Source organism: Rhizobium sp. YTUHZ045 (genome assembly GCF_051124255.1).
Classification (GTDB): domain Bacteria; phylum Pseudomonadota; class Alphaproteobacteria; order Rhizobiales; family Rhizobiaceae; genus Rhizobium.
On sequence record NZ_CP101432.1, the window covers coordinates 1,652,969 to 1,678,216 of the forward strand.

Consider the following 25,248-nt stretch of genomic DNA (forward strand, 5'->3'; position numbering starts at 1 on the left):
CCGACCAAAAATATTTTTTGTAGTATCACTGCCGGTTGAAACTGCGGGCCGTATCGAGAACGTGCGCGCGGAAGCTTCGCGGAAAGATCGCGGAATATCTGCGGAAGAAACGCGGAAAATCGGCGTTGCTTTCCTTCCGGTTGCAAGACGTTCAAGGGCTGTGAAAATCGGCCTGCGGAAGATCGGCGGAAAAACTGCGGAAAATCAGCGCCAGCCTCGCGCGTGCGCGCGCGAAGTTATTTATTATTCCTCTATGGAGATGGCCTTTAAGGCCATTCTCCCTTCTCCAATAAGGTTCGGAGAGAGGGATTCGCGAGGCGAGGGGAAGCAGGGCAGGCGGAAGGTAGGCCAGTTGACAGGACGGGGCGAAACGAGTCATCTGGTTGCGGATGCTTGATTTGCGTCTTTCGACAGGCGGTCGACCTTCCGGGTTGGCCGCCTTTTTCGTTCCGCCATCAATGCCGTTTCCGTCGCGACATGAGGGCAAGCGCGATTAGTAGAAGCGCGCCGATAGCAAGCGGGCCGTTTGCTGTTGCCTCAAGCCCAAATAGCTTTAGCGCGAGAATGTCAGGGGATTGCATGGCGCACCTTTCACCAAAAGAAATTGGTGCTGCCTGCTGCTGCGCACTATGCGCCGTTGCCGTTCAAACGCAAGTGGCTGAGTGTTCGTCAATTTGTGATCGATGCTTGCTGATAGCGGCTGTTATCCGCTGATCGGTTTGAAACCTCTAAAAATCTGTGAGTTGTCTGCGCTGGCACGTAATCGCTACTACGATTCCCCTCATTGGAAGGCGCTGAAGCGCGCCACCCATGAGCGCGACGGCTGGCGCTGCGTCGTACCTGGCTGCGGCTCTACTGCTGGCCTTGTCTGCGATCATATCGCCACTCGCCCGAACGTGGATCATCCCACGGCGCTCGATGTGATCGGCAACACGCGCACCCTTTGCAGCCGTCATGACCGGCAGGTGAAAGAGCAACGCGGCGGAGCTCGGCGACGAAGCGGCAAGCCAGTAGTGCAGGGCTGCGCCGTGGACGGCTCGCCCCTTGATCCTCGCCACCCTTGGCATAGGGGGAAGACATGAGCGACGACATGCGCAGGCAGACAAAGCCAGATGTTCGCAACGGCGTTCAAGCTGCCATTCCATCGGGCAGGGGGAAAGACGTTGCTGTTGATCGTCGACCGATTGAAAGGGCAGGCGAGCGACCAATCGAGCGCAAGGGCTGACGCCAGACCGGGCGCTTTCGGGCACCCCGGGGGGTGGTCGAATGTCTGGGACCGTTAGGGGCCGCCACCGTCCGGGGCCTTCGTTCGCAGTGAGAGCAAAATAAGTGCCCCCCCTTTGGAAAAATTATCAGGCGCCAGGAAATGCTGAGTAGGCCTTCCAAGCTCCGATCCCGAAGGCGACAAACGAGACAATTCCGAGCAGAATTGTCACCAAGTTTATGCCAAAGGCCACCCTGTAAGCGACTTGGGAGTCGCTCGCGCCAATCCACTGGGTGAGATATGTGCCACCCGATACCAGGCCTGCCAATAGCGCACCGGCGGTGAACGCCAACATTGCAGTCGCATAACCGGCCACATCGAACGTGCGGCCGTCTCTCAGGAGGTTGCTGATGAAGGCAAGCATTGCGACCGCAGCACCACCGTTGATTACGATCATGGTCCGAATGGCGTTTTGACCTGCCACGAGCGCGGACTTGAACATTTCGATTTGCATATTGTTGTTATGCTTCATCGCCTCCAGATGAACGTTAAGCGTTCCCTTGTAATGCTCAAGTTGAGCGGCAGACGGTTCTTCGGACGGTGTGCTTTCCACGTTTGACAGGTAGTTGATAAGGTTGTCGACATAGACAGCAGCGACCCCCTTGTTTTTCATCTCTTCGATTTCAGCCTTCATGTGGCTGGCGAATTCTTTAGCATCCATGACAATTCTCCCGAGTGCCTGGATATCGAATGCACCTGGCCGTCTGAGTCGGCAACGGGATAAATTCGTCGATACCAGGTAAACGGCCGAGCGTGCGGTCCAGATCAGTAGGGCACCTTGCGGGTGATCTGGCGGGTACCGCTGCTGCGCCACCTCGGCCCACCCTGTTTCTAGAACTTCGCCGGCAGGGGTCGGGGTGCCTCCGCCGCCTGCTGTCCCCGCAATTTGTGGCGGCACATTTTCACCGAGGCATGGAGCCGGCGCCGGCGAAGACCACAGATCCGCGGCCGGCGGTACCGGCCTGAACAAGGAGAAGTCGCAATGGCAATAAGCGAACAGGTCACAATGCGCGCCAAGATGCGCGTAACGGAAGTCAACAGATTTGAGCAGTCCGATCGCGTGAAGATGGTTGCGGTCGCACGGAGCAGCTCTTACCCGGCGGACGGTTCCGACGAAGACAACACGTATGCCAAATTCACTCCGCAGGGTGAGTTGACCCTTAGCATCACGAATCCGGCACTGCTGGGCAAAATCCAGCCGGGCACGAAGTTTTATCTAGACTTCACACCGGCTGAGTAGCGTCAAAAATGGGCGGCGGCGCGTTCAGGCCGCCAGCCCTCTAACCGACCTTCTTTAGGGTCTGTTCAATAAACGAAGTGCCTTCAAGCTTGTAAGAGCCGCCGTCCCTATTGAACCAAACGCAGTAGTACTTTCCTGAGTCAGCGGTTTGAACTGTCATCTCCGGTCCACCGGACTTCAGTTCCACACGGTCGCCAATTGCAAACTGCATTATTTCTCTCCTTTTCGAGTTCATCGGTGAGCGGACTTTAGGTGAGTCTTTTGCAATTGGAACGACACATTGCGTTTCCCACAGCTATCCACAGGGTAGCAGAACGTTCGAGTCTGCATGAGAGGCAGAAAGCCAAATCCGACCCCGGCATCGAATGTGGTGCAGGGGGCATTTCCTGGAACCGAAACAGAGCCGGCAATAGTTGATATCGAGGAGCCGAACTGGCTCCTGACCGTCGACATCCGACAATGGGGCTCGCGCCGCGCGAAGATCGCGTCCGAGCGCTGGAAGGTCCTTACGCAGAGCCTTGCTCGGAAGGGTCTCCTGGATGTGGACAACGACGTTCTCATAGAGATGGCCGCCGGCGCCTATGCCGACTGGAAACTTGCGGAAGCGCACGTTGCCCGCAATGGCATCATGATCAAGGCACCGAAAACGAAGGTCATGATGCATAACCCCTACAAGGCGATCGCTGACGCAGCGATGAAGCGCGTCATGGCGGCCGAGCGCGAACTCGGAATCCCGCCGACCGAACGTGGGCGCGCCGAGAAGGCGCCGCCGAGATCTGGAAGGAAGAAGCGCGCCGCTGATGACTACCTTGGAAACAAGTGACCCGGTCACCGCCTGGGCCGAAGAGGTTGTCGACGGCTGGATCACTTCGGGGCAATACGGCCGGCTGGCCTGCGAACGGCACCTGAACGACTTGAAATACGGCCCGTATCGCGGGCTGGAGTGGCGACCTGAAGCGGCGAAGAAGGCCTTGGGCTTCTTTCCTGCCATCCTCAAGGTCACCGCCGGCGCCAAAGCCGGCGAGCGATTTTATCTCCCGAGCTATACGACATTCGTCGTCGGCTCGCTTTTCGGCTGGTACCGCAAGGACAGCAACCGGCTTCGATTCCGCACATCGTGGGTCGAGGCAGGCAAGGGGCAGATCAAGTCGCCTGTTGCTGCGGCGATCGGCCTCTATACGCTGTTTGCCCGCGGCATCCCGCGCGCCGAGTGCTATGCGATTGCGAAGGACCGCAACCAGGCCAACGTTCTTTTCGGTGATGCGGTCGCAATGGCGAACGCGGAAATGCCGGATGCGGAGTTCGATGGCGAAAGCCTCGTTTCTCGCGGCACCATCCTAACCCGCGGTACCGGCGACATGACATGGATGCTCGAGCATCCGGAAAGCGGTTCGAAGTTCCGGTCACTCGCCGGTGACGAAAAGGTCAATGGCCCGCGTCCATCCTATGTTGCGGCCGACGAGATCCATGAATGGAAATCGGACGGCGCTCTGAAGACCTGGAAGTCTGCCGGTGCCAAGATGCCCGGCGATTTTCTGCTGTGGATGTCGACGAACACGCCGGCGGCCGACCAACCGGTTGCGACGGAATGGAGCCAGCTTCACCAGCGGATCCTGCGCGGCGAGGCGGAGGACGATTCAGCGTTCGCGTTCATCGCTCGTGTCGATCCCGGCGATAAGCCGTTCGAGGACGAGCGTTGCTGGCAAAAGTCCATGCCGTGCCTCGGCATCACGTTCCCGATCGAGAACGTGCGGATCGAGGTGAACTCGGCCCGTAACTCGGTCGGCATGCGATTGAGCACCGAACGCCTATATTTCGGCGTCCCAGTCGGATCGTCCGAATACTGGATCGATCTGGATTTTTGGGAAGCGGTGCAAGGCAGCGTCGATATCGAAGATGCAGGCGACGCCGATCTCTACCTGACGCTCGACCTGTCCAAGAAGAACGACTTGACCGCCCTCGGCATGGGCTGGGTGGATCCCAAAGGCGTCCTTCATGCGGCTGTCGAATATTGGAAGCCGGCGGAGAAGCTGAAGGAAAAGGCGGAAGAGGACCACGCTCAGTATGTCGAATGGGCGGCGGCTGTCCCGCCGCTCCTCAATCTCGTGCCAGGACGGTCGATCGAATACGAATTCATCGCCGAGCTGGTGAGAAAGATGGTCGCCTCGCACAATGTCGCGGCGCTGATCGTCGACCCCGCATTCCTCACCGACTTCCGCAAGGCCTGCGACAACGTTGGTTTGGAAACATGGGTCTGGGAGCCGGAAGGCGAGGTCGGTTCCGGCCTCAAGATCATAATTCACGGCCAGGGCCGCCTTGGCATGCAGTCGAAGAAGGCGCTTTGGATGCCGCGGTCGCTGCAGAAATTCGAGGATCGCATCCTGCAGCGGCGGATCGTCATCGACGAGAGCCCGATCACCAAGTGGTGCTCCGGCAACGCAGCCGTCCAACCCGACGCGCAGAACAATCGCTTCTTCATCAAGAAGCACCAGCGTGGGCGTATCGACGGCATGACAGTGCTCGCGATGCTCTCGGGCGCGGCTGACCTAGTCGAGACCGGCGAACAATCGGTCTGGGATAGCGACGAAGATCTCGACGCGCTCGAGGCGAAGATCGCAGCCGAGATGGCTGCGCTCGAAGAGACGATGTCGAATATTTATTGATTTGGAGCAACCGTATGCGCTTCCTGAGATTTGTCGGTCGCGTCCTGCGGGCGGCTGTTTTGATTGCTGCAGGCGTTGTGCCGGCACTCGTCCGTGATGCGATCGGCCTCGCCGGGGCCGTCGCGATCGCCTACGGGGCATGGCTCATCTTCGTGCCGGCCGGATTTATCGTCGCCGGCGTGCTCATGATCGTCTTCGCGCTGCTGCTCGCGCCGAGGTCAAAAGCATGAAGGGGTTCTTCGGTTCCCTCTTCAGCGGCGGTGAGCGGAAGGAAGATACGCGCTACGGCATCGTCGACCAGATGTGGGCGGACTTCTTCGGTGGATTCGCCACGTCGAAGACCGGCATTTCGGTCAATTGGAAGTCCGCTTTGAGCGTCACTACGGTACTCGCCTGCTGCCGAGTGCGCGCCGACGGTCTCGCGACAGTACCGTGGAAGCTCTACCGGCGAACCGAGAAATCGGTGAACGGGAAAACCGTCATCGATCGGCAGGAAGCTCGCGACCAACCGCTCTACGATCTGCTGGCGACGGCGCCAAATGAGTGGATGACCAGTCTGGAATTCCGGGAAACGCAGAACTTTCACGTTGATCTGGCGGGAAGGTCCTATGCGTTCCTCAACAAGGTCCGCGGCGAGATCGTCGAAATGATCTTGCTGGATCCAGGCCGCGTCGTCTGCAAGGTCAATGCGGATTATTCCAGAACCTATACCCTCACGGGGCTTGACGGTACCACGGAAACCGTCCCCGGAGACCGGATCTGGCACGTGAAAGGCCCGTCCTGGGACACGATCGAGGGGCTGAATATCGTCCGTTACGCTGCCGAGGCCATCGGCCTGGCGCTGGCGACGGAAGAGAGTCATGCGCGATTCCATCGCAACGGCGCGCGGCCGAGCGGCGTGCTTTCAGCTGACGGGGCGATCGGCGAGCAGGGGCTGGTAAAGCTGGCCGCCTGGGTTCGCCGCCATTTCGGCGGCGCCGAGAACACTGGCAAGATTATGGTGGTCGACCGGGCCGCAAAGTTCACGCCTGTCCAAATGACGGGTGTGGATGCGCAGCATATCGAAACCAGAAAATTCCAGGTCGAGCGAATCTGTGAGGTCCTGCGCGTGATGCCGATCATGATCGGCTTCTCGGGTGACAAGAACGCAACATTCGCGTCGGCGGAACAGATGTTCCTGGCCCATCTCGTTCACTGCGTCCGCCCCATTCATCGCCGCTTCGGTGGTTCTGCAGATCTTTTTCTGCTGAAAAAGGAACAGCGGCAGCAGGGCTATTACACTGGTTTCGTCGAGGGCGACTTCCTGAGCCCTGCGCTTAAGGACAAGGCGGAATTCAACCAACGTGCCTTGGGCAGCAGCAGCCCGGGCTGGATCACGCCGAACGAAATTCGTTCCTGGGACGAGCTCCCGCCCGTCGCTGGCGGCGACCTCCTTTACGTGCCGTCGAACATGGTCGCGATCGGCGAAGACGGAAAGCCAATGTTTCTCACGCCGCCGGCCGCGCCGGCGCCGAAGCCACCTGGAGAGTAGGCATGGATCACCTTGCAGCTGGTCTCATCGACGTAAAGTTCGCCAGCGGCGGCGCCAAAGAAGGGACCTTTTCTGGTTACGGCTCGATCTTCGGCAACGTCGACTCCCATGGAGACGTCGTTCAGAAGGGCGCCTTCAGCCGCACCCTCCGCGAATGGGAGGGCAAGGGTAAGCTGCCGAAGATGCTGCTGCAGCACGGTGGCTTTTATGGTCCGGTCGACGACATGTTGCCGATCGGCAAGTGGACATCGATGGAGGAGAACAGCAAAGGCCTCAAGGTTGAAGGCGAGCTGTTTGGCCTCAATACCGACCGCGGCGCGCTGATCTACGAGGGAATGAAGAGCGGCGAGCTCGACGGCCTGTCGATCGGATATCGCGCCAAGAAATATACCCTCGGCACCAAGCCGACCGAACCGTACCGCACGCTCGAAGATGTGGATCTGCTCGAAGTCAGCGTTGTCCTGTGGGGATCGAACGACAAGGCACTCGTCAACCAGGTGAAGGCGCTCGATCTGTTCAATCCGCGCGAACTTGAGCGCGATCTGAAATCCATTTTGTCCGGTGCTGACGCCGTGAAGGCCGTCGCCATCGTCAAAAAGCACCTTCAGCGTGAAGCTGAGGGCCATACCACGTCGTCTTCTCGTGATGAGGAAGCCGCGATGGAACTGCTCGAAGCCGTGAAAGCGCTCCGGGTGGCTTGATCAACATCCTCATCATTGGAGGGCAAGATGCCCGATATCAAGGACGTGCTGGACGATGTCCAGCGCGAGGTGAAGCGCGTCGGCGATGACTATAAGGCGCTTCAGACCAGCATGGAAAAGGACCTCAAGGAGGTCCGCGATCTCGCCGAAAAGGCAGGTAAGTCCGCCGGCGACGGCACTCAGCTGAAGGCCGATCTGGACGCCCTGACCAAGGGTGTCGAGGCCAAGCACGAGGCCCTGGAGAAGAAAGTCCAGGAGATCCTCGAAAAGGCTGCGAAGGAAGCGGCCGCGATCGTCGAAATCGAAAAGAAGCTGAATCGTCCGGGCGGTGCCGGCGGCGCGGATCAGGGCAAACTTGTCCTGGAAGCGACTGACTTCAAGCGCACGGTGATGTCTCGCCGCGGTGAGCTCAAGCTCAACACTCTCCTGAGGCCCGAAGACACCAATGTCGACGAGTACAAGGCCTATCAGGAAGCCTTCAAGATGTCTCTTCGTCGCGAGATCCATACGCTCTCGCCCGAAGAACAGAAGGCGATGATGGTCGGTTCGGATCCCGACGGTGGCTATCTGGTGCCGACCGCGACCAGCTCGCGGATCATCACCAAGGTCTACGAAACCTCGCCGATCGACGAGCTCGCCTATCACGAGACGGTCACGACCGATGCAATCGAGATCGCGATCGACACCGACGAAGCCGGTGCCGGCTGGGTTGGTGAAACGGAAGCGCGCCCCGAAACGTCCACCCCACAGGTCGGCGTGCAGCGCATTCCGGTCTTCGAGATCTACGCGAAGCCGAAGGCAACGCAGCAGCTGCTCGAAGATGCCGGCATCGACATCGAAGCCTGGCTCGAGCGAAAGGTCGCCGAAAAATTCGCACGCATGCGCGCTCTGGCGTTCATCTCGGGCAACGGCATCAAGAAGCCGCGCGGCATCCTGACCTATCCGGCAGGCTCCGCAGGCGTTCGCGGCACCATTGCCCAGGTCGCCTCCGGCAATGCGACGGCGCTTACTCCCGACGGTCTGGTCCAGCTGACCTTCGCGCTGAAGGACAAATATCTGGCCAATGCCAACTGGCTGATGAAGCGCGGCACGGTCGCCTCGGTCATGCTCTTCAAGGACTCGCAGAACCAGTACATCTGGCGCCCGGGCCTGGAAGCGGGCAAGCCGTCCATGCTGCTCGGCTACAGCATCCGCCGTGCCGACGACATGCCATCGGTCGGCGCCGGTGCGCTGCCGGTCGCATTTGGCGACTTCCGCGCCGGTTATACGGTTGTCGACCGCCTCGGCATCCGTACTCTCCGCGACCCGTACTCCTCGAAGCCGTTCGTCGAGTTCTACTCGCGCCAGCGTGTCGGCGGCGACGTCGTCGACTTCGAGGCATTCGCCCTGCAGGTCGTTTCCACCTGATACACAGCTCGCCGGCGGGCGCGGTTTAGGCCGCGCCCGGTCTTTCAATCGGTCCGGATGCGCGCTGCGCTCCGCAAACTATGGAGATCCCCATGAGGGACTTGCTCAACAATATCGACCTGAAGCGGGCGATTTCTCCGGCGGCTGCGACCACCGACAACACCGCTTATGTCAGCCAGATCCTCGATCGCCTCGGCTCCGAGTCCGTAGTCTTCGCGATCAATATCGGCGCACTCGCCGATGCCGATGCCACTTTCGCCGTCACCATGGATCACGGCGATGCAGCGAACCTCTCGGATGCGGCTGCGGTTCCGGCTGATCAGATGAACGGCACGCTCACGCTTGCTGGCTTCGACTTCAATGCCGACAACGCCATCCGCAAGATCGGCTACACCGGCGGAAAGCGCTATGTGCGTGCGACGATCACGCCGGCAAACAATACCGGCAACGTCTTCATCTCGGCGGTCTGGATCCTCGGCAAGCAGAACCTGCGACCGACGGCGAACCCGCCGGTCTAATCGACGCGGGGCGCGCAGAGGGCGGATGAAAATGGCCGACGCGCTGCCGCGTCGGTTTCCTCAACCACAAACCCAGAAGGACTTCCGCCATGAAGGGCGTCGTCAAGAAGACTTTCCCGTTCGCACTGGACGGGATCAACATTACCCAGATATCAGCCGGCAGCGATTTCCCGCCTTCCGGCTATTCGGTCAATGATGCGACATTTCAGGGCTTGGCCGACGCCGGTTTCATCGAGGCAGTGCAGGGCTCGCCAACGCCGGCCGACGAAGAGCTGAATCGCCGGATCATTGACGCGATCGACAAGCGGCTCAGTGCTCAGTCGGACGAAGAGCTGAAGGCCATTATCGCGCGCCGTGGCGCACCCTTCAGTGGCAACATGGTCCACGCGGTCCTCGTCAGCGAAGCCAAGGCGCAGATGCTTCGCGAATTCGAAGGTGCCGAACCGATCACCGCCGTGGATCCCAACTCCGGCGTTTTCGAGCAGCCGCTTTCCGCCCCAGGCCACGCGACCCCGCCTTCGGCCGCGGCTGCCGTGCAGCAGCAACAGGTTCAGGCCGACGCTGCAAACGAACAGAAGGCAAGCAGCGACGCCGGCGGCACCACCAACCAGTTCGATGAGAAGCTCCCGGACCTGTCCAATTCGGATTGGAAGCCCGAGGCCGAGCTCAACACCATGAACAAGGCCGACCTGGAGGCCTACGCGGCGGAAAAGAAGATCGACCTCACCGGCCTCAAGACCAAAGCGGAATATGTCGAAGCTCTGAAGCCGAAGGCTTCACAGCAGTAACAGCCACTCTGGAAGGGCTCCGATGCGCCAGAACTTTACGGTGACAGTGCCAACGACGAGCCCTTCCTTGCTCACCTTGCCTCAATTGCGGGCCGCCGCCGGCCTCCAAGCCGGCGACACGTCCAAGGATATCGAGCTGACGCAGCTTGGCCTGCAGATCTCCGCCGAGATCGCGATCGCCTGCAACGTGGCCTCCGATGGGGTAAATCCTCCATCGTTGAAGGCCGAAACGGCGGTCGAAACGATCTGGAACCAGGACTGCGATGGCGAGATTCTGCTCTCGCGCCGGTTCATTTCGGCTGCATCCGTGACTGAGCTTGGCACGGCGGTCAGCAGCAGCGACTTTTTCATCAACCGCGGCGCAGGAATCCTCTCCCGAGTGAACGGCGGCCGGCCCTGGCGCTGGCAGACCGGAACGATCGATGTGACCTATGTCGCCGGCTTCGATGATGACCATATCCCGGCCGATCTGGTCGGCGTCGCCTCGGATCTCGCGCGCCTTCGTCTCTCATCAGGCGCTCGCGACCCGCTCGTGAAGTCGGAAAGCATCGAAGTCCCGGATATTCAGACGCGCCGCCTTGATTTCTGGGTAGGAGCAATTCCCGGAACGGAGCTTGCTCCGGTACCACCCGACCTTCTCGCCCGTCTCGGCGCATACCGGAACGTGTTGATCGCATGATGATCACGCCCGCGGAAGCGATCGCAGAGCTTGATCGGACCCTTGATGAGACGGGCGAAACCATCATTCTCCGCCGTTATACGGCTCCAACCGGCTCCCCCAGGCCGAAGACTGAGGTTCAGATCCCGGCTTTTGTCCGCCCGCTCGAGGCTGAAGAGCTCGCTGGCGATATCGACAGCATGTTTTCGAACGTCATCATCAGCCCGACCTATGTCGCGGCCTTCCTGCCGATCGTGAAGGGCGACAAGATCGTGATAGACGGCAAGGAACGCAACGTCGAGGTGCCCAAGCGCTACAAAATGCGGGGTGTGCTCGTTCGCATGAAGCTGATGATAGGTGGCTGATGGCTACCTTCGAGAGTTTCGAGCGAGAGATCCAGTTGGCAACCGCCGGCATCGCGCCGGAGGCCATCAACAAGGCTTTGGCGGACTTCGCTCGATCCGAATTGCGCCGCGCCCAGGCGGCCGGCGCCAGCAAGAGCTATCAGCTCTACGTCAACGGCCGGCTGGCGCGATCCGAGGACGAGGTGATCGCGCCCGGGCCGATCGTCTATCAGTTTTCGCTGTGGGCCGAGATCATCGCCTATGCGATTTCGGAGCTGCAGCGCCGCTCGCCGGTGCGGTCTGGCCGATTTCGCAATTCATTCATCGTGATCGTCAACGGCCAAGTCGTACCACACGATCAGGACGTGGCGGCCAACTCTGAAGTGATCGTCACCAACTTTCAGCCGTATATCCGCAAGGCTGAAGCTGGATTGCTCGGCACCAAGCGATTTGCGATCTTCGACGGGACGAAGCGGGCGCTCGCGCGCCGTTTCGGCAATGAAGGTCGGACCGGGGCAGGGTATCTCTTCGAAACGAAGTGGCTGAATATCTCGGCCGGCGTGCATCCGGAAATTCCTTACGTGCTGAAGCACAGCCAAGGCCGCCGGAAAGACCGCCAGGCTGGCATGCCCATCAGCTATCCCGCAGTCATCATGTCCATGGTGCTTTGAATGGCGAGTCCGGAAGCTTTCGACGCGATCAACGAGGTCCTCTTCGACTCCTGGTCGGAGACCGTCGTGATCTATGAGAATGACGCGCTCATCGACCCGGACTCCCAGACCGCGTTCGTCTACATCGAGATCGTCGGAGATCTGCTCGCGCAGGATACGTTCGGGGCGCCCGGCGAGAACGAATGGGTTGAGGACGGGGCGGCTTATTTCCACGTCATGGTGCCGAACGGCACCGGATCGAGAGAGGCGCGCGCGATTGCCAAGCGTCTTTCGAACCTGTTTCGCGAGCGTCCGGTCGGATCGATGAATTTTAATCGGATGTCGATCGGCAGCGGCGAGCCGGGCAGGGACTTCCCGAACTTCTTTGCGATGACGCTGACGATCGGCTTCGATCGTCGCGATATCACTGGATCATAGCACTTCCGGCCGGTCCGGACGCCGAACACGCGCCTTCGGCAAGCGCGAACTGGCCCACCGTGATGGTGCGCCCTTCCCACTGGAAATGCCCGTCGTGATGACGCGCTGATCCGAAGATGGAGCCCTCATCATGCCTGTAGCCCAAGGCTCACAGACCCGGCTGTCGTATATCATGGAGACGGTGCCGGGCACCATTCCCTCTACCCCGACGTGGCAGGTCGCCCGATATGTGACCGAAAGCATCACGCTGGACAAGCAGACGATCTCGTCGGACGAAGTGCGGCCCGATCGCAACCGCACCGACCTGACGGACGTCGGCCGGCAGATCAACGGTTCGGCGAACACACTGCTGTCCTACGGTACATTCGACGAGTGGCTTTCCGGCCTGCTCTGCGGCGATTGGGCCACGAACGTCCTGAAGAACGGCAACACAATGAAGACCGCCGCCTTCGAAAAGACGTTCGAACTCGGCGCCACCGACGTCTACGCCAGATACCGCGGCTGCCGCTTCAACACGCTGGATCTGCAGCTGAATGCGAAGCAGAACGTTACCGCGAACTGGGGCATTCTCGGTCTCGGAAGCCCGGCGCCCGACACGGCGATCATCACCGGCGCGACCTACACCAACCCGACGACGACGCCCGTCATCAACGCCGGCCTCAATGTTGGATCCCTGCTTGTCGGCGGCGTCACCGCCTCGCCGAAAATGCAGGCGCTGTCGCTGCGCATCAACAACAACATCACACCGGTCGACGTCATCGGCCAGTATGACACCTACGATTACACCTACGGCCTCTTCGACGTGTCGGGTTCCATGACGACAGTCTTCGAGAGCAAGGACATGTTCGACGCCATCGTCAATCATACGGACCTTGCGCTCTCTTTCACGCTCGGCGTCACCACTCTGAACAAGTATTCGTTCTCGATCCCCAAGATCAAGGCGATGAACGGCTCGCCAGTTGGGCCGGGTAACGGTCGCGCCGTGGTGATGGAGGTGCCTTTCCAGGCGATCTTCGATTCCACGCTCGGCGCAACGATGAGCATCACGAGGGCAGTAGCATGACCAACGCCAAAAAGCCCGCCGAAGAGCGGTTTGTCACCTTTGTCCCGGCCGTCTCCTTCGAGGGCTATCCCGAGGACAAGAAAACGAAGTTCCTGGCCGGCGTCGAAAGCGTGCCGGTACCGGCCAGCTATCTCGACCTTTTGCGCGCGAAGGGGCTCGTCGACGACAATCCGCCGGCGGCCGATGACAGGAAGAAGGAAACCAATGACAGTCAAGCTGTCCAGCCTGAAGGCAAATCTTGAGCGAGAAAAGAGGGGCGACTGGGTTCCGTATCCGGAATGGCCCGGCGTCCGGTTCAACGTCTCTGCTCTGACCCTGCCGGAATACGAGACCGCCCGCCATCTTCTCTTCCAGCGGCTCGCGAAGAAGTACAAGGATGATCCGGTTCCGAAGGAGGTCCTCTCGTCGGAGCTCGGCAGTCTTTACTGCGAACACATCCTTCACGGCTGGGAAGGCCTGGACGTGGAATATAGTCCCGAAACGGCGATCGCAACGCTCAAGGATCCTGCCTATCGCGCAGTGGTCGGCGCCGTCGAATACTGCGCCGCGAAGTTGTCCCAGATCGAGGTTGAATTCACCGCGGCCGAAGAGGGAAACTCCTAAAAGCCTTCCTTGATCGGCTCGATCGAGAACGTTCGGCCGGCTATCGCACCTGGCTCGACGAGCTGGCCGAAGAATACGTCGATGAGGAATGGCTCCAACCGACAAATGAGGACCGAGATTTCGAGCCGCGCCCTTGGCACGAGCTCTACTTTCGTGCCTTCGACGCCTTGCGGTACGACCGCTTCTACGGCGCTTTCGGCGGCCAAACGCCGATCAGCTACGTGGCGATCAGCACATATGCCCGTGATTACGGCATCACCGGGAACGACTTCGGCCGATTTCTTCGGTTCATGCACATGTTCGATCGAGCTTTTCTGAAGTTCGAAGCCGAGGCGGAACCAACAACCACGGAGGCGGGCGAGCAATAGCTGCCCGCCTCTTTTCTTTTCAGCGAGGATCCCATTCGATGGCCGTAGAACTGCGCAGTCTGCGCGTGACCTCTGATTTTGATGCCGGTCGATATGTGGCCGGCATGCAGCAGAAGGTTGCCGCCGATCGCGCAGGCGTGGAGTCCAGCAGGGCCGCCGGTCAGGCTGTCGAAGGCATGACGATCAAGGTATCCTCGGCGGTACCGCTGCTTGAGCGCCTGAGCCGGACCTATATCGACGGTTACGGCAATGCCGCGAAGTTCAACGGCGAGATTATGCGTCTTGCGAACTCGCAAAACACCAATACTGCCTCGGTCGAGCACCTCGAGCTGGTCTATGCAGGGCTGCAAAAGCGATTCGGCCTGATCGCCGACGCGACCGAGATCACCAAGCGCGGTTATACCGGCCTCGCAACGGCAATCGAGAACGTCAATGCTCGTTTGAGCCAGAGCACGGTGGCCGAGTCCGCGACGGCGATGTCTGCTCGCATCGAACAGCTGCGCCAGCAATTCGACCCCACCTATGTTTCAGCCCAGCGCCTGTCGAGCGAACTGAACGATCTGGCCGAGGCGGAGCGCCTCGGCGTCCAGATCACTGGCGGATACGAGCGTGCGCTCGAGGCGATCGTCACCAAGCACGATGCTGTTGCAGCCGCGGCCAAGCGCCAGCGCGAAGAATATGCCCGCTTGGCTCAGGAGGCGCGCGATGCGCAGGCCGCCGATCGCGCTCAGTCTGCTTTCAATCGGCAGCTCGGTGTCGGTTCCGCAAACGACAACAGCGCAGCCCAGTCGGCCGCGGTTTTCACGCGCCAGTTCGAAATTGCACGCATGCGCGCGGAGCAAGAAGCCGAGAACTTCGCGAACGACCTCAACAGGCGTTTCTTCAGCGGCGGAGGAACTTCCGCCCGGGACTCTGCATCGGTGTTTGCGGCGCAATTCGCCCAGCAAGACGAGCTGGACAAGCTTCGCCGCCAGCAGCAGGGTTCGGCGTTCTCGTCTGATCTGAACGAGCGGTTGGGGATCAACGGCTACGGCACATCTGCCCGCGAGTCGGCCAGTGTTTTCGAGGAAAGCGCACGGGCGGCCGAGCAGCTCGAGCGCCAGGTTGCCGCCGTGCGCGCCCAGATTGATCCGCTCAGTGCCGCTCAAAACCGTCTGAACGCCGAGATGGCGGAATATCAGAGCCTTGCGGACCGAGGCGCGATCTCCACGGAAGAGCTTGCGAAGGCTCAAATCGTTGCTCGCCAGCGTTACGAGGCGACGACGGAAGAGATCCAGCGCCAGAAGAAGCGAGGCGTCAGCGGACTGCCCAGCTATCAACTAACGAACCTGTTGTATCAGGGCACTGACGTGGCGCAGTCGCTGGCACTCGGCATGCCGCTTTCACAGGTTGCCCTTCAGCAGGGACCTCAGATCGCCCAGATCTTCGCGGCCGACAGCACCGCAATCAAGGGACTGGTCAGTTCGACAGGTGCGGCCACTCTTGCCGTCACTGGTGTTGTTGCCGCGATAGCGACCGCCGGTAAGGCCTGGAATGATTACATTGTTTCGGTTAAGGCCGTCGACACTGCCTCGACGGGCCTCGGCCGCGCCGTTTCGGCTTCCCGAAACGAACTGGAAGCATCGGCGCAGGCCGGCGCCGCTGCTGCCGGCATCTCGATCAAGGCTGCTCGCGAAATGGAGGTCCAGTTCCTCAGGACGGGCAAGGTCGGCTCGGAGAACTACGAGCGCCTGATCGCCATTTCGAAGAATTTCGGCGCCACGATCGGGCAGGACGCCACGAAGGCCGGCGAGACGCTGGCCCAGATGTTTGCAGATCCCGCATCCGCAGCCGAGGCCCTTTCGCGGCAGTATGGTTTGATCGATGCCAAGACGGCGGAATACGCTTCGAACCTTGCCGCGCAGAATCGTCTGTCGGAAGCGCAGGCCGTCATGCTCGACGCTTTGCCGAACCGTTTGGCAAAGGCGGCTGAAGCAACGACCGCCCTCGGCCGGGCATGGCAGGGGGTCGGCAATTTTGCCAGCTGGGCCTACGACAAGCTCGGTCAGGCGGTCGACAAGGCCGTATATGGTCCGTCGCTCGAGGAGCAGATTGCAGAAGCTCAGAAAGCGCAGGATCGCATCAAGAGCAATCCGATCGGCGGGATCTTCAGCCTTCTGACCCCGTATGGATTGCAGAGCGCATCCGAGGCCACGAAGCTAGAGAAGCTGCAGGAAGAAAAGCGCCGGCGTGACGAGCAGGAAGCGCGCGATCGCGAGAACGCTCGCCTCTCCAACGCAGGTGTGGCTGCCGTTGGCGTTGCCGACCAGTCGCCGGCCGTCAGCAACCTGATGCAGATCCAGAACCTGCAGAACCAGATTGCGACATTGGAAGCGCAGCGCGCGGGGACCAGCGCAGAGCAGGAAGAGCGCATAAATGCGGCCCTCGAAGCGAAAAAGACGCTGCTTGAGGCGCTGCTCAGCCGCCAGACTCGCCTGACAGAGATCGAAAAGCTTGATATCGCGGCGAGCAACGAACGCAATCCGATCTTGCGCGCCGAGTTGATCCAGCGCCGCACGCGCATCGAGCTCAGTTTGCAAGAGGTCAACGCCGTCGAAGCGAACGCAGCAGCACAGCACGCTTATAGCAGCGCGATCGCTGAGTTCATCGCCGGCAACCGATCGCAGATCCAGGAGATGCAGGAAGAGCTCGCTATCCGGCTCAAACTGGATGCCCAAGTTGCCGCCGGCACCATGACCAGAGGCGAGGCGCAAGCAAAGCTTCAGCAGGAGTTGGCGCTGCGGCCGCTGGTGATGGCCTACGATACGGCCGAAGGCGAGCAGAAGAAGGAGCTGAAGGAGATCCTGGATGCCTTGCGGCAGTCGTACGCGGGGCTGTCTGACGAGCAGCGGCGCGCGTCGGCGACCGATTACATCCGCAGCCAGGCCGACAGCCTGGAGCGGCTGCGCGCGCAGCAGGCTACCGTCGGGATGCCGCAAGTCGATCAGGCGAGGGCGCTGGCGCAATTCGACGCCGAAAAGCGTATCCGCGATCTCGCGATCGACAGCGCCGGCGATCAGGCTCAGCAGATCAGGGAACTCGCCCGCGCCCTTGCAGACCAGAATGCCGAGCTCGATCGGAGCAAGGACGCATGGGATACCTATCGTTCGGCCGGCACAAGTGCAGTCGACAGCTTGGTCGACGGCATCGCCGAAGGCAAAAACATCGGCGATACTGCGATCGACGTCCTGAAGGATATCACTAAGACGATCCTTCAGCTCGGGGTGGCAAACCCGCTGAAAAACGGCCTGTTTGGCACGAATCTCGGGACCTTCTCAGATCTGCTGAAGGGCAACAGCGCCGGCGGACTTTTGGGAGACCGCGGTGTCGGCGCCATGAACGTTACGGCGGGGACTGTCGTTATCAACGGCGGGACCGCAGGGGCGTTCGGTGGGCTCCTTGGCGCCGCAACAGGCAACGTCACTGCTGCCAACCAGAACCTGCCCGGGGTTACGACTGGCAAGGTCACTTCTGCGGTGCTGCCATCCGTCGAGACGCTGTCGCGGCGCGGCGGCCTTATCGACCAGGCGGTCAAATCGACGATCACCCAGCTTCCCGCCAACGATATCGCGGCTTACATCACGCAGGCGGCGACGCAGCGCGGCATCGATCCGAACATTGCCCTTCGAGTCGCCCGGTCAGAAGGCGGTCTCAATAGCTGGAATTTGCAGTCGAACTACGTCAGGAATGGCATCCGTGAACAGTCGTTCGGCCCGTTCCAGCTCTACAAGGGCGGAGGCCTTGGGAATGCCTTCATGGCGAAGACAGGCCTCGATCCGGCCCTTGCCGAGAACGGTCCTGCCGGCGTCGATTTCGCCCTCGACTATGCATCGAAGCATGGCTGGGGCTCGTGGTATGGCGCCCGCAAGGCCGGGATCAGCAACTGGCAGGGGATTGGTGGTCAGGGTTCGGTCGGTAGCGGCGGAAGCGCGGTTGATGTGCTTGGAACCGCAGGAACTCAGCACGTCGAGAAGTTCAACAACGCCCTGACGCGCCTGTCCGGAACGACCGATTCCGCGACCGGAGGCCTGCAGAACTTCAACCCGGCCGTCGGCTCGGCCACCCAGAACCTCGGCACCTTCGGCAATGGCCTCGGGCAGCTGGGGAATACGCTCTCCTCTGGTGCTACGGCTGGCGGCGGGAGCTCCGGCGGCGGTCTCTGGGGCTGGCTTACGAGCCTGTTTGGCGGCGGGAGCTCGACCGTCGGCGCTGCAAGTTCGGCATTCAATGTTCGCGGCTACGCCTCTGGTACCGACTTCGCACCCGGCGGCGTGGCTATGGTCGGCGAAGAAGGCCCGGAGCTGGTCAATCTGCCCCGCGGTTCGCAGGTCATTCCGACCAGCAGGACCAAGGCACTTCTTTCCGGCCCGCAAAGCCCGGCCAACGTCAATGTGAGGTTCAATGTGATCAACAACAGCGGATCAACCGTGAAAACACAGCGGCGCGATACGAAAGATGGCCCGCAGTTCGACGTGCTCATCGACGAGACCGTGGCAGCGAAACTCAACACCCCTGGATCCGGCTCGCGCCGGGCCGTCAAGTCACAGTTCGGCCTTTCTGAGGGGCTTGCTCGCCGATGACGGTGCCGTCCTGGCCGGCCACGCTGCCGCAGGCCTTCTTGAAGGATGGTTATTCTGAAGAGGAGGCTGACAACCTCCTCGCCAGCAACGTCTCTGTCGGGCCGGCGAAAGTGCGCCGGCGCACTACATCGGACGTCTATCCGATCACCGGCAGCATGATGATGAGCGACGCGCAGCGCCAGATCTTTAGATCCTTCGTCCAGGCCGATACCAAGGATCGCGCGATCGCCTTCACTTTTCCAGATCCGCACGGCGGCTCCGCTCTTCTGGTGCGGATGCGTCAGCCGCCTTCCTATGCGGCGATCGGCATTTCCTGGCGTGTGCAGATAGCTCTTGAGGTGCTGCCATGAGCAGGGACGTGAGCGATCGGTTCAGACAGGCTGTTTACGCGCAGGAAACTGATGAGGTCCCGATCTGCTTGTTGACGGTGACGCACGAGGATCTCGAGGAGCCGATTTACATCTCCAGCGACCCGACGACGCGGCTCTCTGACGAGCCGCTGGTCTACGGTACGGAAAGCCGGGGCGAGCAATACATCTTTCTGCCGTTCGAATTCACGCTTCCCGACGACAAGAGCGACAGCGCGCCGCGCGTGCAGCTGACGATGGAGAATATCGATCGCACGCTCGTCGCTCTCCTGCGCAGCTTCTCGACGCCGCCGAGCGTGAAGATGGAAGTCATCTTGGCCTCCGATCCGGACCTGGTTGAGATCACGGTGCCAGTGCTGCAGATGGCCGATGCGACCTTTGACGATCACACGATCTCATCCACAACGGTTGCCGATCAGCTTATCAACGAACCCCATCCCGCCGGACAGTTCACGCCCGGCTCCTTTCCCGGGTTGTTCTAATGGAGCGGTTCGTTGGCATTCCTTATGTGCCCCACGGTCGGAATTACGGAGGCGCGGATTGCTGGGGCATCCTGTTTCTCTACTACCGGGACGTCCTCGGTATCCAGATCCCCTCATATACGGCCGAGATGGCAGAGGTGGACTTCCATCGTCATGAGATCGCGCAACTGATCGCCGCGGAAAGGGAGCAGCAATGGACCGAGGTTTCAACGCCGGCAAAAGGCGATTGCGTGCTCATGCGCGTCGGCCGCGATGAAAGTCATGTCGGCGTTTTCATTGGTAACGGCCAGATGCTGCATTCAGAAGGCCCCGACCCTTCGCGGATTGAGAGGGTAGGGGATATGCGCTGGCGCAACCGCATCGTCGGCTATTTCAGGTACAGCCCGTGCTGACCGTTCGGAATGCGGACGCCGAAATCATTGCGCCCTTTGATCTGGTCAATGTCTATTTCCGCAGATCGCCGCTAAGGCAGCAACGCGAGCACATCAAAGTGCCGGCCGGCCTGTCGATCGAGGAGATCATCAGTTGCTGTGGTCTGGAGCCTGCACGGCTGCATGTGAGCCTCGCCGGACATGTGATCGAGCAGCGAAACTGGGCACGGGTGCGCGTGAAGCCTGGCTTCTCCGTCGTTATCGTCAAGGTTCCCGGCAAGGGTGCGTTTCGCGCGATCGCCGGTCTCGTGGTGGCGCTCATCGCGGCAGTGGCGGCGCCATGGCTGGTCGGCGCCCTGCTGCCTGGCCTGACCGGCGCGGCAGCGTCTGTCGCGACCGGCCTGATCGGCGCCGGCATCTCGCTGGCCGGTTCGCTCATCATCAACGCGCTTTTTCCGGTGGCGAAGCCTGATTCACTGCCGACGACAAAGACGCTCTATTCCATCGGCGGCGCCCAAAACACAGCAGCGCAATATGGCGCTATCCCAGAGATCTTTGGCACACACCGGATTTCGCCGCCGTATGCGGCCGGCGCCTACACTGAACTTATCGGCGACGATCAGTACCTGCGTATGCTCTTCGTCGTCGGCTACGGACCGATCGCCGTATCGGACCTGAAAATCGGCGAGACGGCGATCTCCAAGTTCGAGGATGTCACTTATAAGGTCCTCGAAGATCACACCGTCACTCCGCCGACGCTCTACACGAAGCCGGTTTTCCAGGAAGACGTTTCGATCGAGCTCGATGCTGAAACGGGGTGGGTGCAGCGGACGACGGCCGACAACGTCGACGAAATTTCGGTGGACGTTAGCGCGCCGAGTGGTGTCTATCGTTACAAGTCGTCGAACGGCAACCGCGTCAATTATACGGTCACGATCGATGTCCAATACAAGCTTTCGAGCAGCAGCACATGGCTTGCGCTCGGCACATTCGACCTGACCTCCAATTCGCCGCAGGCCGTGCGCCGGACGCTATCCAAGACAGTGACGCGCGGAAAATACGACGTCCGCCTGAGCAAGTCGTCTCCAGACTACAGCGGCAAGGATACGGTTTCCGAGACGGTCTACTGGACGGCCGTGCGCGGCAGGCGCAACGAGCCGGTCATCAGCTTCTCCAAACCGCTGACGCTGATCGAGATGCGGATCCGGGCGACTGGACAGTTGAACGGCACGGTCAACACGCTGAATTGCATCGCCAGCCCCAAAATCCGCGCGTGGAACGGCACGACATGGTCTTCAGGCCAGGTGACCCGCAACCCGGCCGACCACTTTCGGCAGGTCCTTCAGGGGAATGCTAATGCGCGCCCTGTCGACGGCGCCTCGATCGACCTCGTCAGCCTGCAAGACTGGCATGCCTATAACGTCACCAACGGCTTCACCTTCGACCTCGTGGCAAGCGACCAGACGTCGGTCTATGACCGGCTGACCGAAATCGCTGCGGCCGGTCGGGCCTCCGTATCCTTCCGCGACGGGCGATGGGGTGTTGTCTGGGATATCGCGGACTCGCCGATCGTCCAGCACTTCTCGCCGCGAAACTCGGCGAATTTCTCGTCGGTGCGAGCCTTTGCGGACCTGCCGCACGGCTTCCGGGTGAAGTTCATCAATCGTGACAACGGTTATCTGAACGACGAACGGGTGGTCTATGATGATGGATACACCGAAAGCAACGCCACAAAATTCGAAGGCATCGAATTTTCGGGCGTTACCGACAAAGACCTGATCTGGAAGCACGGGCGCTATCACATCGCCCAGCTGCGGCTGCAGCGCGAAACCTACTCGCTCGATACCGATTTCGAGCACCTGGTCTGCACTCGGGGAGATCGTGTTCGCGTGAACCATGACGTTGTGCTGTGGGGTGCCGGCGCGGCGAGGGTCAAGTCCGTGAGCAACTCGCCAGAGGGCGTGGTTCTCGACGACCTCCTGACGATGCAGGCTGGCAAGAACTATTCGATGCGCTTCCGGGCTGCGGACGGCTCCTCGATCGTCCGGACGATCACCGGCATCGACGGCGAGTTTAATGCGTTTCAGTTTTCCGACACTGGCGTTTTGCCTGAGCCCGGGGATCTCGCCCTGTTCGGTGAGAACGGCTTCGAGAGCGTCGTGCTGCGCGTCAAGGGCATCACCGCGCGGCAGGACTTGTCCGCGCGGCTGGAGCTCGTCGACGACGCGCCTGCTATCCTGCAGGCTGACAAGGGTACGATTCCCGATTTCGAGACGGGCATCGCACCCATACCCGACTATCGCGCCTCGGCGCCGTCGGCACTTTCGTATGTCGAAACCATTTGGACGACAGCGCCAGCGACCTCCGCGATCGACATGGCGTGGCAGGCGCCGGACGTGGGCGCGGCGGCGTCCTATATCGTTCAATACCGGGCGAATGGCGATACCCAGTGGATCACCATGTCCAGCGTCAGCGCGCCGATGATCCGCTTCGTCGACCTCGCCACTGGCGTCTACGACGTCCGCATCCGGGCCGTGTTCGCCAACGGCGAACTGTCGGGCTTCCTGTCGGGATCCTTCATCTGCGCGATCTTCGCCACCAATCCGGCGGATGTCCAAGACTTCCGGATCGCGATCAGCGGCGACGTGGCGATGCTGCAGTGGACGCTCGAGGCCGATCAGGCGCTCTCTCATTGCGAGATCCGGTTTTCGCCGGCGGTGACTGGCGCCACATGGCAGACCGCATCGCAACTGCGCACGAACGTGATTGGTTCGCAGGCGCAGGTACCGGCAATGGTCGGCACATATTTGATCAAGGCCGTGAATTACGCCGGCCTGATGTCGATAAATGCTGCTCTCGTGGTCAGCTCCGTCAATCCCTTGACAGCATTCAATGCCGTCGAGGCCTTGCAGGAAGATCCTGGCTTTCTGGGAGCCAAAACCAATGTCATTGCAGCGGCCGGAGCGCTGCGGCTCGATACTGCGACCGATCTCTTCGAACTCGTCGACTGGTTTTCGGTGGATGATTACTTCCTGTCACTCGGAGGTTTCGTCAGCGAAGGCATCTATGAGTTCGCCAATTTCGTCGATCTCGGGGCGATCTACACGTCTCGCGTTTCGACAATGATCAGTGCCTTTGGAGAGCTTGCAAGCGTCGACCTCTTTGAGCGATCGGATTGGTTCGGTGTGTCGGAGTATTTCGGCCTGGCGGCGGACTCTCTATGGAATGTGCGCGTCGAAGTTTCTTTGACCGATGACAATCCTTCAGGTTCTCCGACATGGAGCAATTGGGCAGAACTCACGACGGCGGATGTGTCGGCTCGCGCCTATCGCTTCCGCGCGCGGCTTCTGTCGTTCCAGTTCGATGTCACGCCGGTTGTCGAAGAGCTCGCCGTCGCGGTCGACATGCCTGACCGTGTCATTGCCGAAAACGACCTCTTGGTAACGACCTCGGGACGCACAATCAGCTTCTCGCCTGCCTATTACGTGCTGAGCGGCATCTCGATCGCCGCCCAGGACATGCAGACCGGCGACTATTCCGAGATTACGGCGAAAACCGCTTCGGGCTTCACTATCAGATTTAAGAATTCATCGGGAACGCCGGTCGCGCGGACCTTCGACTATGTGGCGAAAGGGTATGGATACGTTCAATGAGCCAGGCAACAACCTTTAGCGTACCGACGACCGGCCCGGCGACGCCAAGCGCCATGGCGGCGCGCATGGATGACAGCTTCAAGGCTCTGCTTAGCAGCCATTCCGGCGCTTCCCGGCCGTCTTATGCGGTCGGTGGAACGTTTTGGGTCTCCACCGCCACGGCTGGGCAGTTGAAGCTCTATTTTTATGATGGCGCCGACGACATCCTGCTGATGGTGATAGACACGGCAACGAACGCGATCGTATGGAGTGGGCTCGGGTCGACCATCAACGGACTATCTGCAAAGACAACGGCCGTCGGGGCCGACAAGCTGGGGATCTGGGACAGCGCGGCAGGCGACTCGAAGAACCTGACACTGACTGCTCTGAGCACCTTCCTCGCGTCTCTGCTCGGCCCGGACTTCGTCGAGGGCGGGATCGTTCTGCCGAATGGATCGACGCCGCTGACGCATCTTGATATCGCGGCCTTTAGGGTCAAGGCGCTGAGCAAGTTTACATCCACGGCTGCCACGCTTACCAAAAACATCAACGGCACATGGGTTGCCGGCAATGGCGGTGGCCTCGATACGGGCACGAAGGCGGCGAACGCCACTTATTTCGTCTATGCGCTGCGCAAGCAGTCGGATGGGACCGGCGAGGCGGTGCTTTCAACGTCGGCAACTGTCGGCGGCGTCAACCTGTCGCTGCTGAGCGGCTACGATGTGCTGGCGCCGATCGGAGTTGCACTGACCGATGGCAGCTCGAATATCCGGGAGTTCATCATGAACGCTCAGGATGAATACGTCTGGACAACGCCCATTCTGGACCTCGGTAACGTCGCAACTGGCACCACCTCAACCTTAGCCGCGATCACCGTTCCTAATGGTGTAAAGGTAAAGGCAAGCTTGCGGTTTATGTACAACTCCTCTGCCACAACCGCGTCATGCTTGGTTTATGATCCCGCCAAAGGCGTTCTCGTGGCAGGTGGCGGTAATTCCGGCGCCAACGTCGGTACTCCTCAAGTGTCAGGCGGTTATTCGATTGGTTCGGATGAAGTGTGGACTAACACGGCCAGGCAAATCCGACATGTTGCTGGTGCGTCCGGCAACCTGTCGCTGTGGAACGATGGATTCATTTTCCCCTGCAAGAGGATTGGATAAATGCCGTATGTGATGCGAAACGTCGATGGCGATATCTGCGGCCTTTCTGAGCAACTCCAAGAGGGGTACGCGGAGGAGTTCCTTCCAGACGATGCGCCCGAGGTTGTCGCCTATCAGCCAACAGCGGTGGCGTACATCATCGGGAAATCGACGCCGTGGCGTCGCATGAGTGATGATGAAGTGGCCGACGTCGATGCAGCCATGCAAGCGGCACCCTTGAAGCAGAGACGCATCTATGAAGCGGCGAGTTACATCAGCACCGAAGATGAATTGTTTGGCACTTTGAAGGCACTGCTTTCCGCTGTTCTCTCGCCTGCCAGGGCGGAAGAACTTCTAGCACCAGAAACTTAATACTCCTACTTGCGACATTACCGGCATCT

General features: G+C 60.5%; 28 protein-coding genes. 25 read left to right on the forward strand and 3 right to left on the reverse strand.

Annotated features, from left to right (window positions below):
• Nucleotides 1-683 precede the first annotated feature (683 nt).
• Together NMA58_RS08365 and NMA58_RS08370 are read left to right on the forward strand one after the other, a co-directional pair.
• Complete coding sequence (locus NMA58_RS08365; RefSeq protein WP_434712983.1) at nucleotides 684-1,082, forward strand: hypothetical protein; 399 nt, start codon at nucleotides 684-686, stop codon at nucleotides 1,080-1,082.
• Nucleotides 1,079-1,225: a hypothetical protein gene (locus NMA58_RS08370; RefSeq protein WP_434712984.1), complete on the forward strand. Its 147-nt coding sequence runs from the start codon at nucleotides 1,079-1,081 to the stop codon at nucleotides 1,223-1,225. The genes NMA58_RS08365 and NMA58_RS08370 overlap by 4 nt, the downstream gene beginning before the upstream one ends.
• Nucleotides 1,226-1,352: 127 nt before the next feature.
• Here the strand turns inward: NMA58_RS08370 and NMA58_RS08375 are convergent, their stop codons facing one another.
• Nucleotides 1,353-1,925 carry a hypothetical protein gene (locus NMA58_RS08375; protein WP_434712985.1) on the reverse strand — a complete coding sequence of 191 codons (573 nt, stop codon included), beginning with the start codon at nucleotides 1,923-1,925 and terminating at the stop codon, nucleotides 1,353-1,355.
• 321 nt (nucleotides 1,926-2,246) lie between these two features.
• Here NMA58_RS08375 and NMA58_RS08380 point away from each other — a divergent pair, with 321 nt between their 5' ends.
• Nucleotides 2,247-2,504: a hypothetical protein gene (locus NMA58_RS08380; protein WP_221094239.1), complete on the forward strand. Its 258-nt coding sequence runs from the start codon at nucleotides 2,247-2,249 to the stop codon at nucleotides 2,502-2,504.
• Between the two features lie 40 nt (nucleotides 2,505-2,544).
• On the opposite strand, the gene NMA58_RS08385 is transcribed toward NMA58_RS08380, so the two are convergent.
• Nucleotides 2,545-2,715 carry a YodC family protein gene (locus NMA58_RS08385; RefSeq protein ID WP_434712986.1) on the reverse strand — a complete coding sequence of 57 codons (171 nt, stop codon included), beginning with the start codon at nucleotides 2,713-2,715 and terminating at the stop codon, nucleotides 2,545-2,547.
• A 117-nt stretch (nucleotides 2,716-2,832) separates the two neighbouring features.
• Between NMA58_RS08385 and NMA58_RS08390 the strand changes: the two genes are divergently transcribed.
• The 15 genes from NMA58_RS08390 to NMA58_RS08460 all read left to right on the forward strand — a co-directional run bounded on the left by NMA58_RS08390 (nucleotide 2,833) and on the right by NMA58_RS08460 (nucleotide 13,868).
• Nucleotides 2,833-3,327: a P27 family phage terminase small subunit gene (locus NMA58_RS08390; protein ID WP_221094241.1), complete on the forward strand. Its 495-nt coding sequence runs from the start codon at nucleotides 2,833-2,835 to the stop codon at nucleotides 3,325-3,327.
• A complete protein-coding gene (locus NMA58_RS08395; protein ID WP_434712987.1) occupies nucleotides 3,305-5,167 on the forward strand; it encodes a terminase large subunit in 1,863 nt (620 codons plus the stop codon). Before NMA58_RS08390 ends, NMA58_RS08395 begins: the two co-directional genes overlap by 23 nt.
• Nucleotides 5,168-5,181: 14 nt before the next feature.
• Complete coding sequence (locus NMA58_RS08400; RefSeq protein ID WP_221160211.1) at nucleotides 5,182-5,397, forward strand: hypothetical protein; 216 nt, start codon at nucleotides 5,182-5,184, stop codon at nucleotides 5,395-5,397.
• 173 nt (nucleotides 5,398-5,570) lie between these two features.
• A complete protein-coding gene (locus tag NMA58_RS08405; protein WP_434712988.1) occupies nucleotides 5,571-6,698 on the forward strand; it encodes a phage portal protein in 1,128 nt (375 codons plus the stop codon).
• Nucleotides 6,699-6,700: 2 nt separating this feature from the next.
• On the forward strand, nucleotides 6,701-7,399 hold the full coding sequence (locus tag NMA58_RS08410) for an HK97 family phage prohead protease (protein WP_221160155.1): 699 nt from the start codon (nucleotides 6,701-6,703) through the stop codon (nucleotides 7,397-7,399).
• Between the two features lie 27 nt (nucleotides 7,400-7,426).
• Nucleotides 7,427-8,806, forward strand: a complete 1,380-nt coding sequence (locus NMA58_RS08415) for a phage major capsid protein (RefSeq protein ID WP_434712989.1) — start codon at nucleotides 7,427-7,429, stop codon at nucleotides 8,804-8,806.
• 92 nt (nucleotides 8,807-8,898) lie between these two features.
• Nucleotides 8,899-9,324, forward strand: coding sequence for a hypothetical protein (locus tag NMA58_RS08420; protein WP_221094247.1), 426 nt, complete (start codon nucleotides 8,899-8,901; stop codon nucleotides 9,322-9,324).
• Nucleotides 9,325-9,413: 89 nt separating this feature from the next.
• Entirely contained in the window at nucleotides 9,414-10,112 is a 699-nt protein-coding gene (locus NMA58_RS08425) for a hypothetical protein (RefSeq protein ID WP_434712990.1), read from the forward strand.
• A gap of 22 nt (nucleotides 10,113-10,134) precedes the next feature.
• Nucleotides 10,135-10,791: a hypothetical protein gene (locus NMA58_RS08430; protein WP_434712991.1), complete on the forward strand. Its 657-nt coding sequence runs from the start codon at nucleotides 10,135-10,137 to the stop codon at nucleotides 10,789-10,791.
• The gene (locus tag NMA58_RS08435; RefSeq protein ID WP_434712992.1) at nucleotides 10,788-11,135 is read left to right on the forward strand and encodes a hypothetical protein; all 348 of its coding nucleotides are present in this window, start codon (nucleotides 10,788-10,790) and stop codon (nucleotides 11,133-11,135) included. The genes NMA58_RS08430 and NMA58_RS08435 overlap by 4 nt, the downstream gene beginning before the upstream one ends.
• Nucleotides 11,135-11,785, forward strand: coding sequence for a hypothetical protein (locus NMA58_RS08440; protein WP_221094374.1), 651 nt, complete (start codon nucleotides 11,135-11,137; stop codon nucleotides 11,783-11,785). The genes NMA58_RS08435 and NMA58_RS08440 overlap by 1 nt, the downstream gene beginning before the upstream one ends.
• A complete protein-coding gene (locus NMA58_RS08445) occupies nucleotides 11,786-12,202 on the forward strand; it encodes a hypothetical protein (protein WP_434712993.1) in 417 nt (138 codons plus the stop codon). It begins immediately after the preceding gene.
• Between the two features lie 130 nt (nucleotides 12,203-12,332).
• Nucleotides 12,333-13,265 (forward strand): phage tail tube protein, encoded by a 933-nt coding sequence (locus NMA58_RS08450; RefSeq protein ID WP_221094252.1) that lies wholly within the window; start codon nucleotides 12,333-12,335, stop codon nucleotides 13,263-13,265.
• Nucleotides 13,262-13,507, forward strand: coding sequence for a hypothetical protein (locus tag NMA58_RS08455; RefSeq protein ID WP_221160148.1), 246 nt, complete (start codon nucleotides 13,262-13,264; stop codon nucleotides 13,505-13,507). Before NMA58_RS08450 ends, NMA58_RS08455 begins: the two co-directional genes overlap by 4 nt.
• A complete protein-coding gene (locus NMA58_RS08460; RefSeq protein WP_434712994.1) occupies nucleotides 13,470-13,868 on the forward strand; it encodes a hypothetical protein in 399 nt (132 codons plus the stop codon). The genes NMA58_RS08455 and NMA58_RS08460 overlap by 38 nt, the downstream gene beginning before the upstream one ends.
• Here NMA58_RS08460 and NMA58_RS08465 read toward each other — a convergent pair.
• Nucleotides 13,865-14,074: a hypothetical protein gene (locus NMA58_RS08465; protein WP_434712995.1), complete on the reverse strand. Its 210-nt coding sequence runs from the start codon at nucleotides 14,072-14,074 to the stop codon at nucleotides 13,865-13,867. The genes NMA58_RS08460 and NMA58_RS08465 overlap by 4 nt on opposite strands.
• Before the next feature lie 200 nt (nucleotides 14,075-14,274).
• Between NMA58_RS08465 and NMA58_RS08470 the strand changes: the two genes are divergently transcribed.
• The 7 genes from NMA58_RS08470 to NMA58_RS08500 are packed head-to-tail and all read left to right on the forward strand — an operon-like array spanning nucleotide 14,275 to nucleotide 25,219.
• Nucleotides 14,275-18,855, forward strand: a complete 4,581-nt coding sequence (locus tag NMA58_RS08470; protein ID WP_434712996.1) for a phage tail length tape measure family protein — start codon at nucleotides 14,275-14,277, stop codon at nucleotides 18,853-18,855.
• Entirely contained in the window at nucleotides 18,852-19,205 is a 354-nt protein-coding gene (locus NMA58_RS08475) for a hypothetical protein (protein WP_434712997.1), read from the forward strand. Before NMA58_RS08470 ends, NMA58_RS08475 begins: the two co-directional genes overlap by 4 nt.
• 8 nt (nucleotides 19,206-19,213) lie before the next feature.
• Nucleotides 19,214-19,705, forward strand: coding sequence for a DUF1833 family protein (locus NMA58_RS08480; RefSeq protein WP_311044261.1), 492 nt, complete (start codon nucleotides 19,214-19,216; stop codon nucleotides 19,703-19,705).
• On the forward strand, nucleotides 19,705-20,097 hold the full coding sequence (locus NMA58_RS08485; RefSeq protein ID WP_434712998.1) for a C40 family peptidase: 393 nt from the start codon (nucleotides 19,705-19,707) through the stop codon (nucleotides 20,095-20,097). The genes NMA58_RS08480 and NMA58_RS08485 overlap by 1 nt, the downstream gene beginning before the upstream one ends.
• Complete coding sequence (locus tag NMA58_RS08490) at nucleotides 20,091-23,729, forward strand: host specificity factor TipJ family phage tail protein (protein WP_434712999.1); 3,639 nt, start codon at nucleotides 20,091-20,093, stop codon at nucleotides 23,727-23,729. The genes NMA58_RS08485 and NMA58_RS08490 overlap by 7 nt, the downstream gene beginning before the upstream one ends.
• Nucleotides 23,726-24,868: a hypothetical protein gene (locus NMA58_RS08495; RefSeq protein WP_434713000.1), complete on the forward strand. Its 1,143-nt coding sequence runs from the start codon at nucleotides 23,726-23,728 to the stop codon at nucleotides 24,866-24,868. The genes NMA58_RS08490 and NMA58_RS08495 overlap by 4 nt, the downstream gene beginning before the upstream one ends.
• A complete protein-coding gene (locus NMA58_RS08500) occupies nucleotides 24,869-25,219 on the forward strand; it encodes a hypothetical protein (protein ID WP_434713001.1) in 351 nt (116 codons plus the stop codon). It abuts the gene before it with no gap.
• Nucleotides 25,220-25,248 lie beyond the last annotated feature (29 nt).

Excerpts from the sequence above, each read along its gene's own strand:
- NMA58_RS08365 (WP_434712983.1), top strand. The coding sequence starts at position 684 with ATGCTTGCTGATAGCGGCTGTTATCCGCTGATCGGTTTGAAACCTCTA.
- NMA58_RS08370 (WP_434712984.1), top strand. The coding sequence starts at position 1,079 with ATGAGCGACGACATGCGCAGGCAGACAAAGCCAGATGTTCGCAACGGC.
- NMA58_RS08375 (WP_434712985.1), bottom strand. The coding sequence starts at position 1,925 with ATGGATGCTAAAGAATTCGCCAGCCACATGAAGGCTGAAATCGAAGAG.
- NMA58_RS08380 (WP_221094239.1), top strand. The coding sequence starts at position 2,247 with ATGGCAATAAGCGAACAGGTCACAATGCGCGCCAAGATGCGCGTAACG.
- NMA58_RS08385 (WP_434712986.1), bottom strand. The coding sequence starts at position 2,715 with ATGCAGTTTGCAATTGGCGACCGTGTGGAACTGAAGTCCGGTGGACCG.
- NMA58_RS08390 (WP_221094241.1), top strand. The coding sequence starts at position 2,833 with ATGAGAGGCAGAAAGCCAAATCCGACCCCGGCATCGAATGTGGTGCAG.
- NMA58_RS08395 (WP_434712987.1), top strand. The coding sequence starts at position 3,305 with ATGACTACCTTGGAAACAAGTGACCCGGTCACCGCCTGGGCCGAAGAG.
- NMA58_RS08400 (WP_221160211.1), top strand. The coding sequence starts at position 5,182 with ATGCGCTTCCTGAGATTTGTCGGTCGCGTCCTGCGGGCGGCTGTTTTG.
- NMA58_RS08410 (WP_221160155.1), top strand. The coding sequence starts at position 6,701 with ATGGATCACCTTGCAGCTGGTCTCATCGACGTAAAGTTCGCCAGCGGC.
- NMA58_RS08415 (WP_434712989.1), top strand. The coding sequence starts at position 7,427 with ATGCCCGATATCAAGGACGTGCTGGACGATGTCCAGCGCGAGGTGAAG.
- NMA58_RS08420 (WP_221094247.1), top strand. The coding sequence starts at position 8,899 with ATGAGGGACTTGCTCAACAATATCGACCTGAAGCGGGCGATTTCTCCG.
- NMA58_RS08425 (WP_434712990.1), top strand. The coding sequence starts at position 9,414 with ATGAAGGGCGTCGTCAAGAAGACTTTCCCGTTCGCACTGGACGGGATC.
- NMA58_RS08430 (WP_434712991.1), top strand. The coding sequence starts at position 10,135 with ATGCGCCAGAACTTTACGGTGACAGTGCCAACGACGAGCCCTTCCTTG.
- NMA58_RS08435 (WP_434712992.1), top strand. The coding sequence starts at position 10,788 with ATGATGATCACGCCCGCGGAAGCGATCGCAGAGCTTGATCGGACCCTT.
- NMA58_RS08440 (WP_221094374.1), top strand. The coding sequence starts at position 11,135 with ATGGCTACCTTCGAGAGTTTCGAGCGAGAGATCCAGTTGGCAACCGCC.
- NMA58_RS08445 (WP_434712993.1), top strand. The coding sequence starts at position 11,786 with ATGGCGAGTCCGGAAGCTTTCGACGCGATCAACGAGGTCCTCTTCGAC.
- NMA58_RS08450 (WP_221094252.1), top strand. The coding sequence starts at position 12,333 with ATGCCTGTAGCCCAAGGCTCACAGACCCGGCTGTCGTATATCATGGAG.
- NMA58_RS08455 (WP_221160148.1), top strand. The coding sequence starts at position 13,262 with ATGACCAACGCCAAAAAGCCCGCCGAAGAGCGGTTTGTCACCTTTGTC.
- NMA58_RS08460 (WP_434712994.1), top strand. The coding sequence starts at position 13,470 with ATGACAGTCAAGCTGTCCAGCCTGAAGGCAAATCTTGAGCGAGAAAAG.
- NMA58_RS08470 (WP_434712996.1), top strand. The coding sequence starts at position 14,275 with ATGGCCGTAGAACTGCGCAGTCTGCGCGTGACCTCTGATTTTGATGCC.
- NMA58_RS08475 (WP_434712997.1), top strand. The coding sequence starts at position 18,852 with ATGACGGTGCCGTCCTGGCCGGCCACGCTGCCGCAGGCCTTCTTGAAG.
- NMA58_RS08485 (WP_434712998.1), top strand. The coding sequence starts at position 19,705 with ATGGAGCGGTTCGTTGGCATTCCTTATGTGCCCCACGGTCGGAATTAC.
- NMA58_RS08495 (WP_434713000.1), top strand. The coding sequence starts at position 23,726 with ATGAGCCAGGCAACAACCTTTAGCGTACCGACGACCGGCCCGGCGACG.
- NMA58_RS08500 (WP_434713001.1), top strand. The coding sequence starts at position 24,869 with ATGCCGTATGTGATGCGAAACGTCGATGGCGATATCTGCGGCCTTTCT.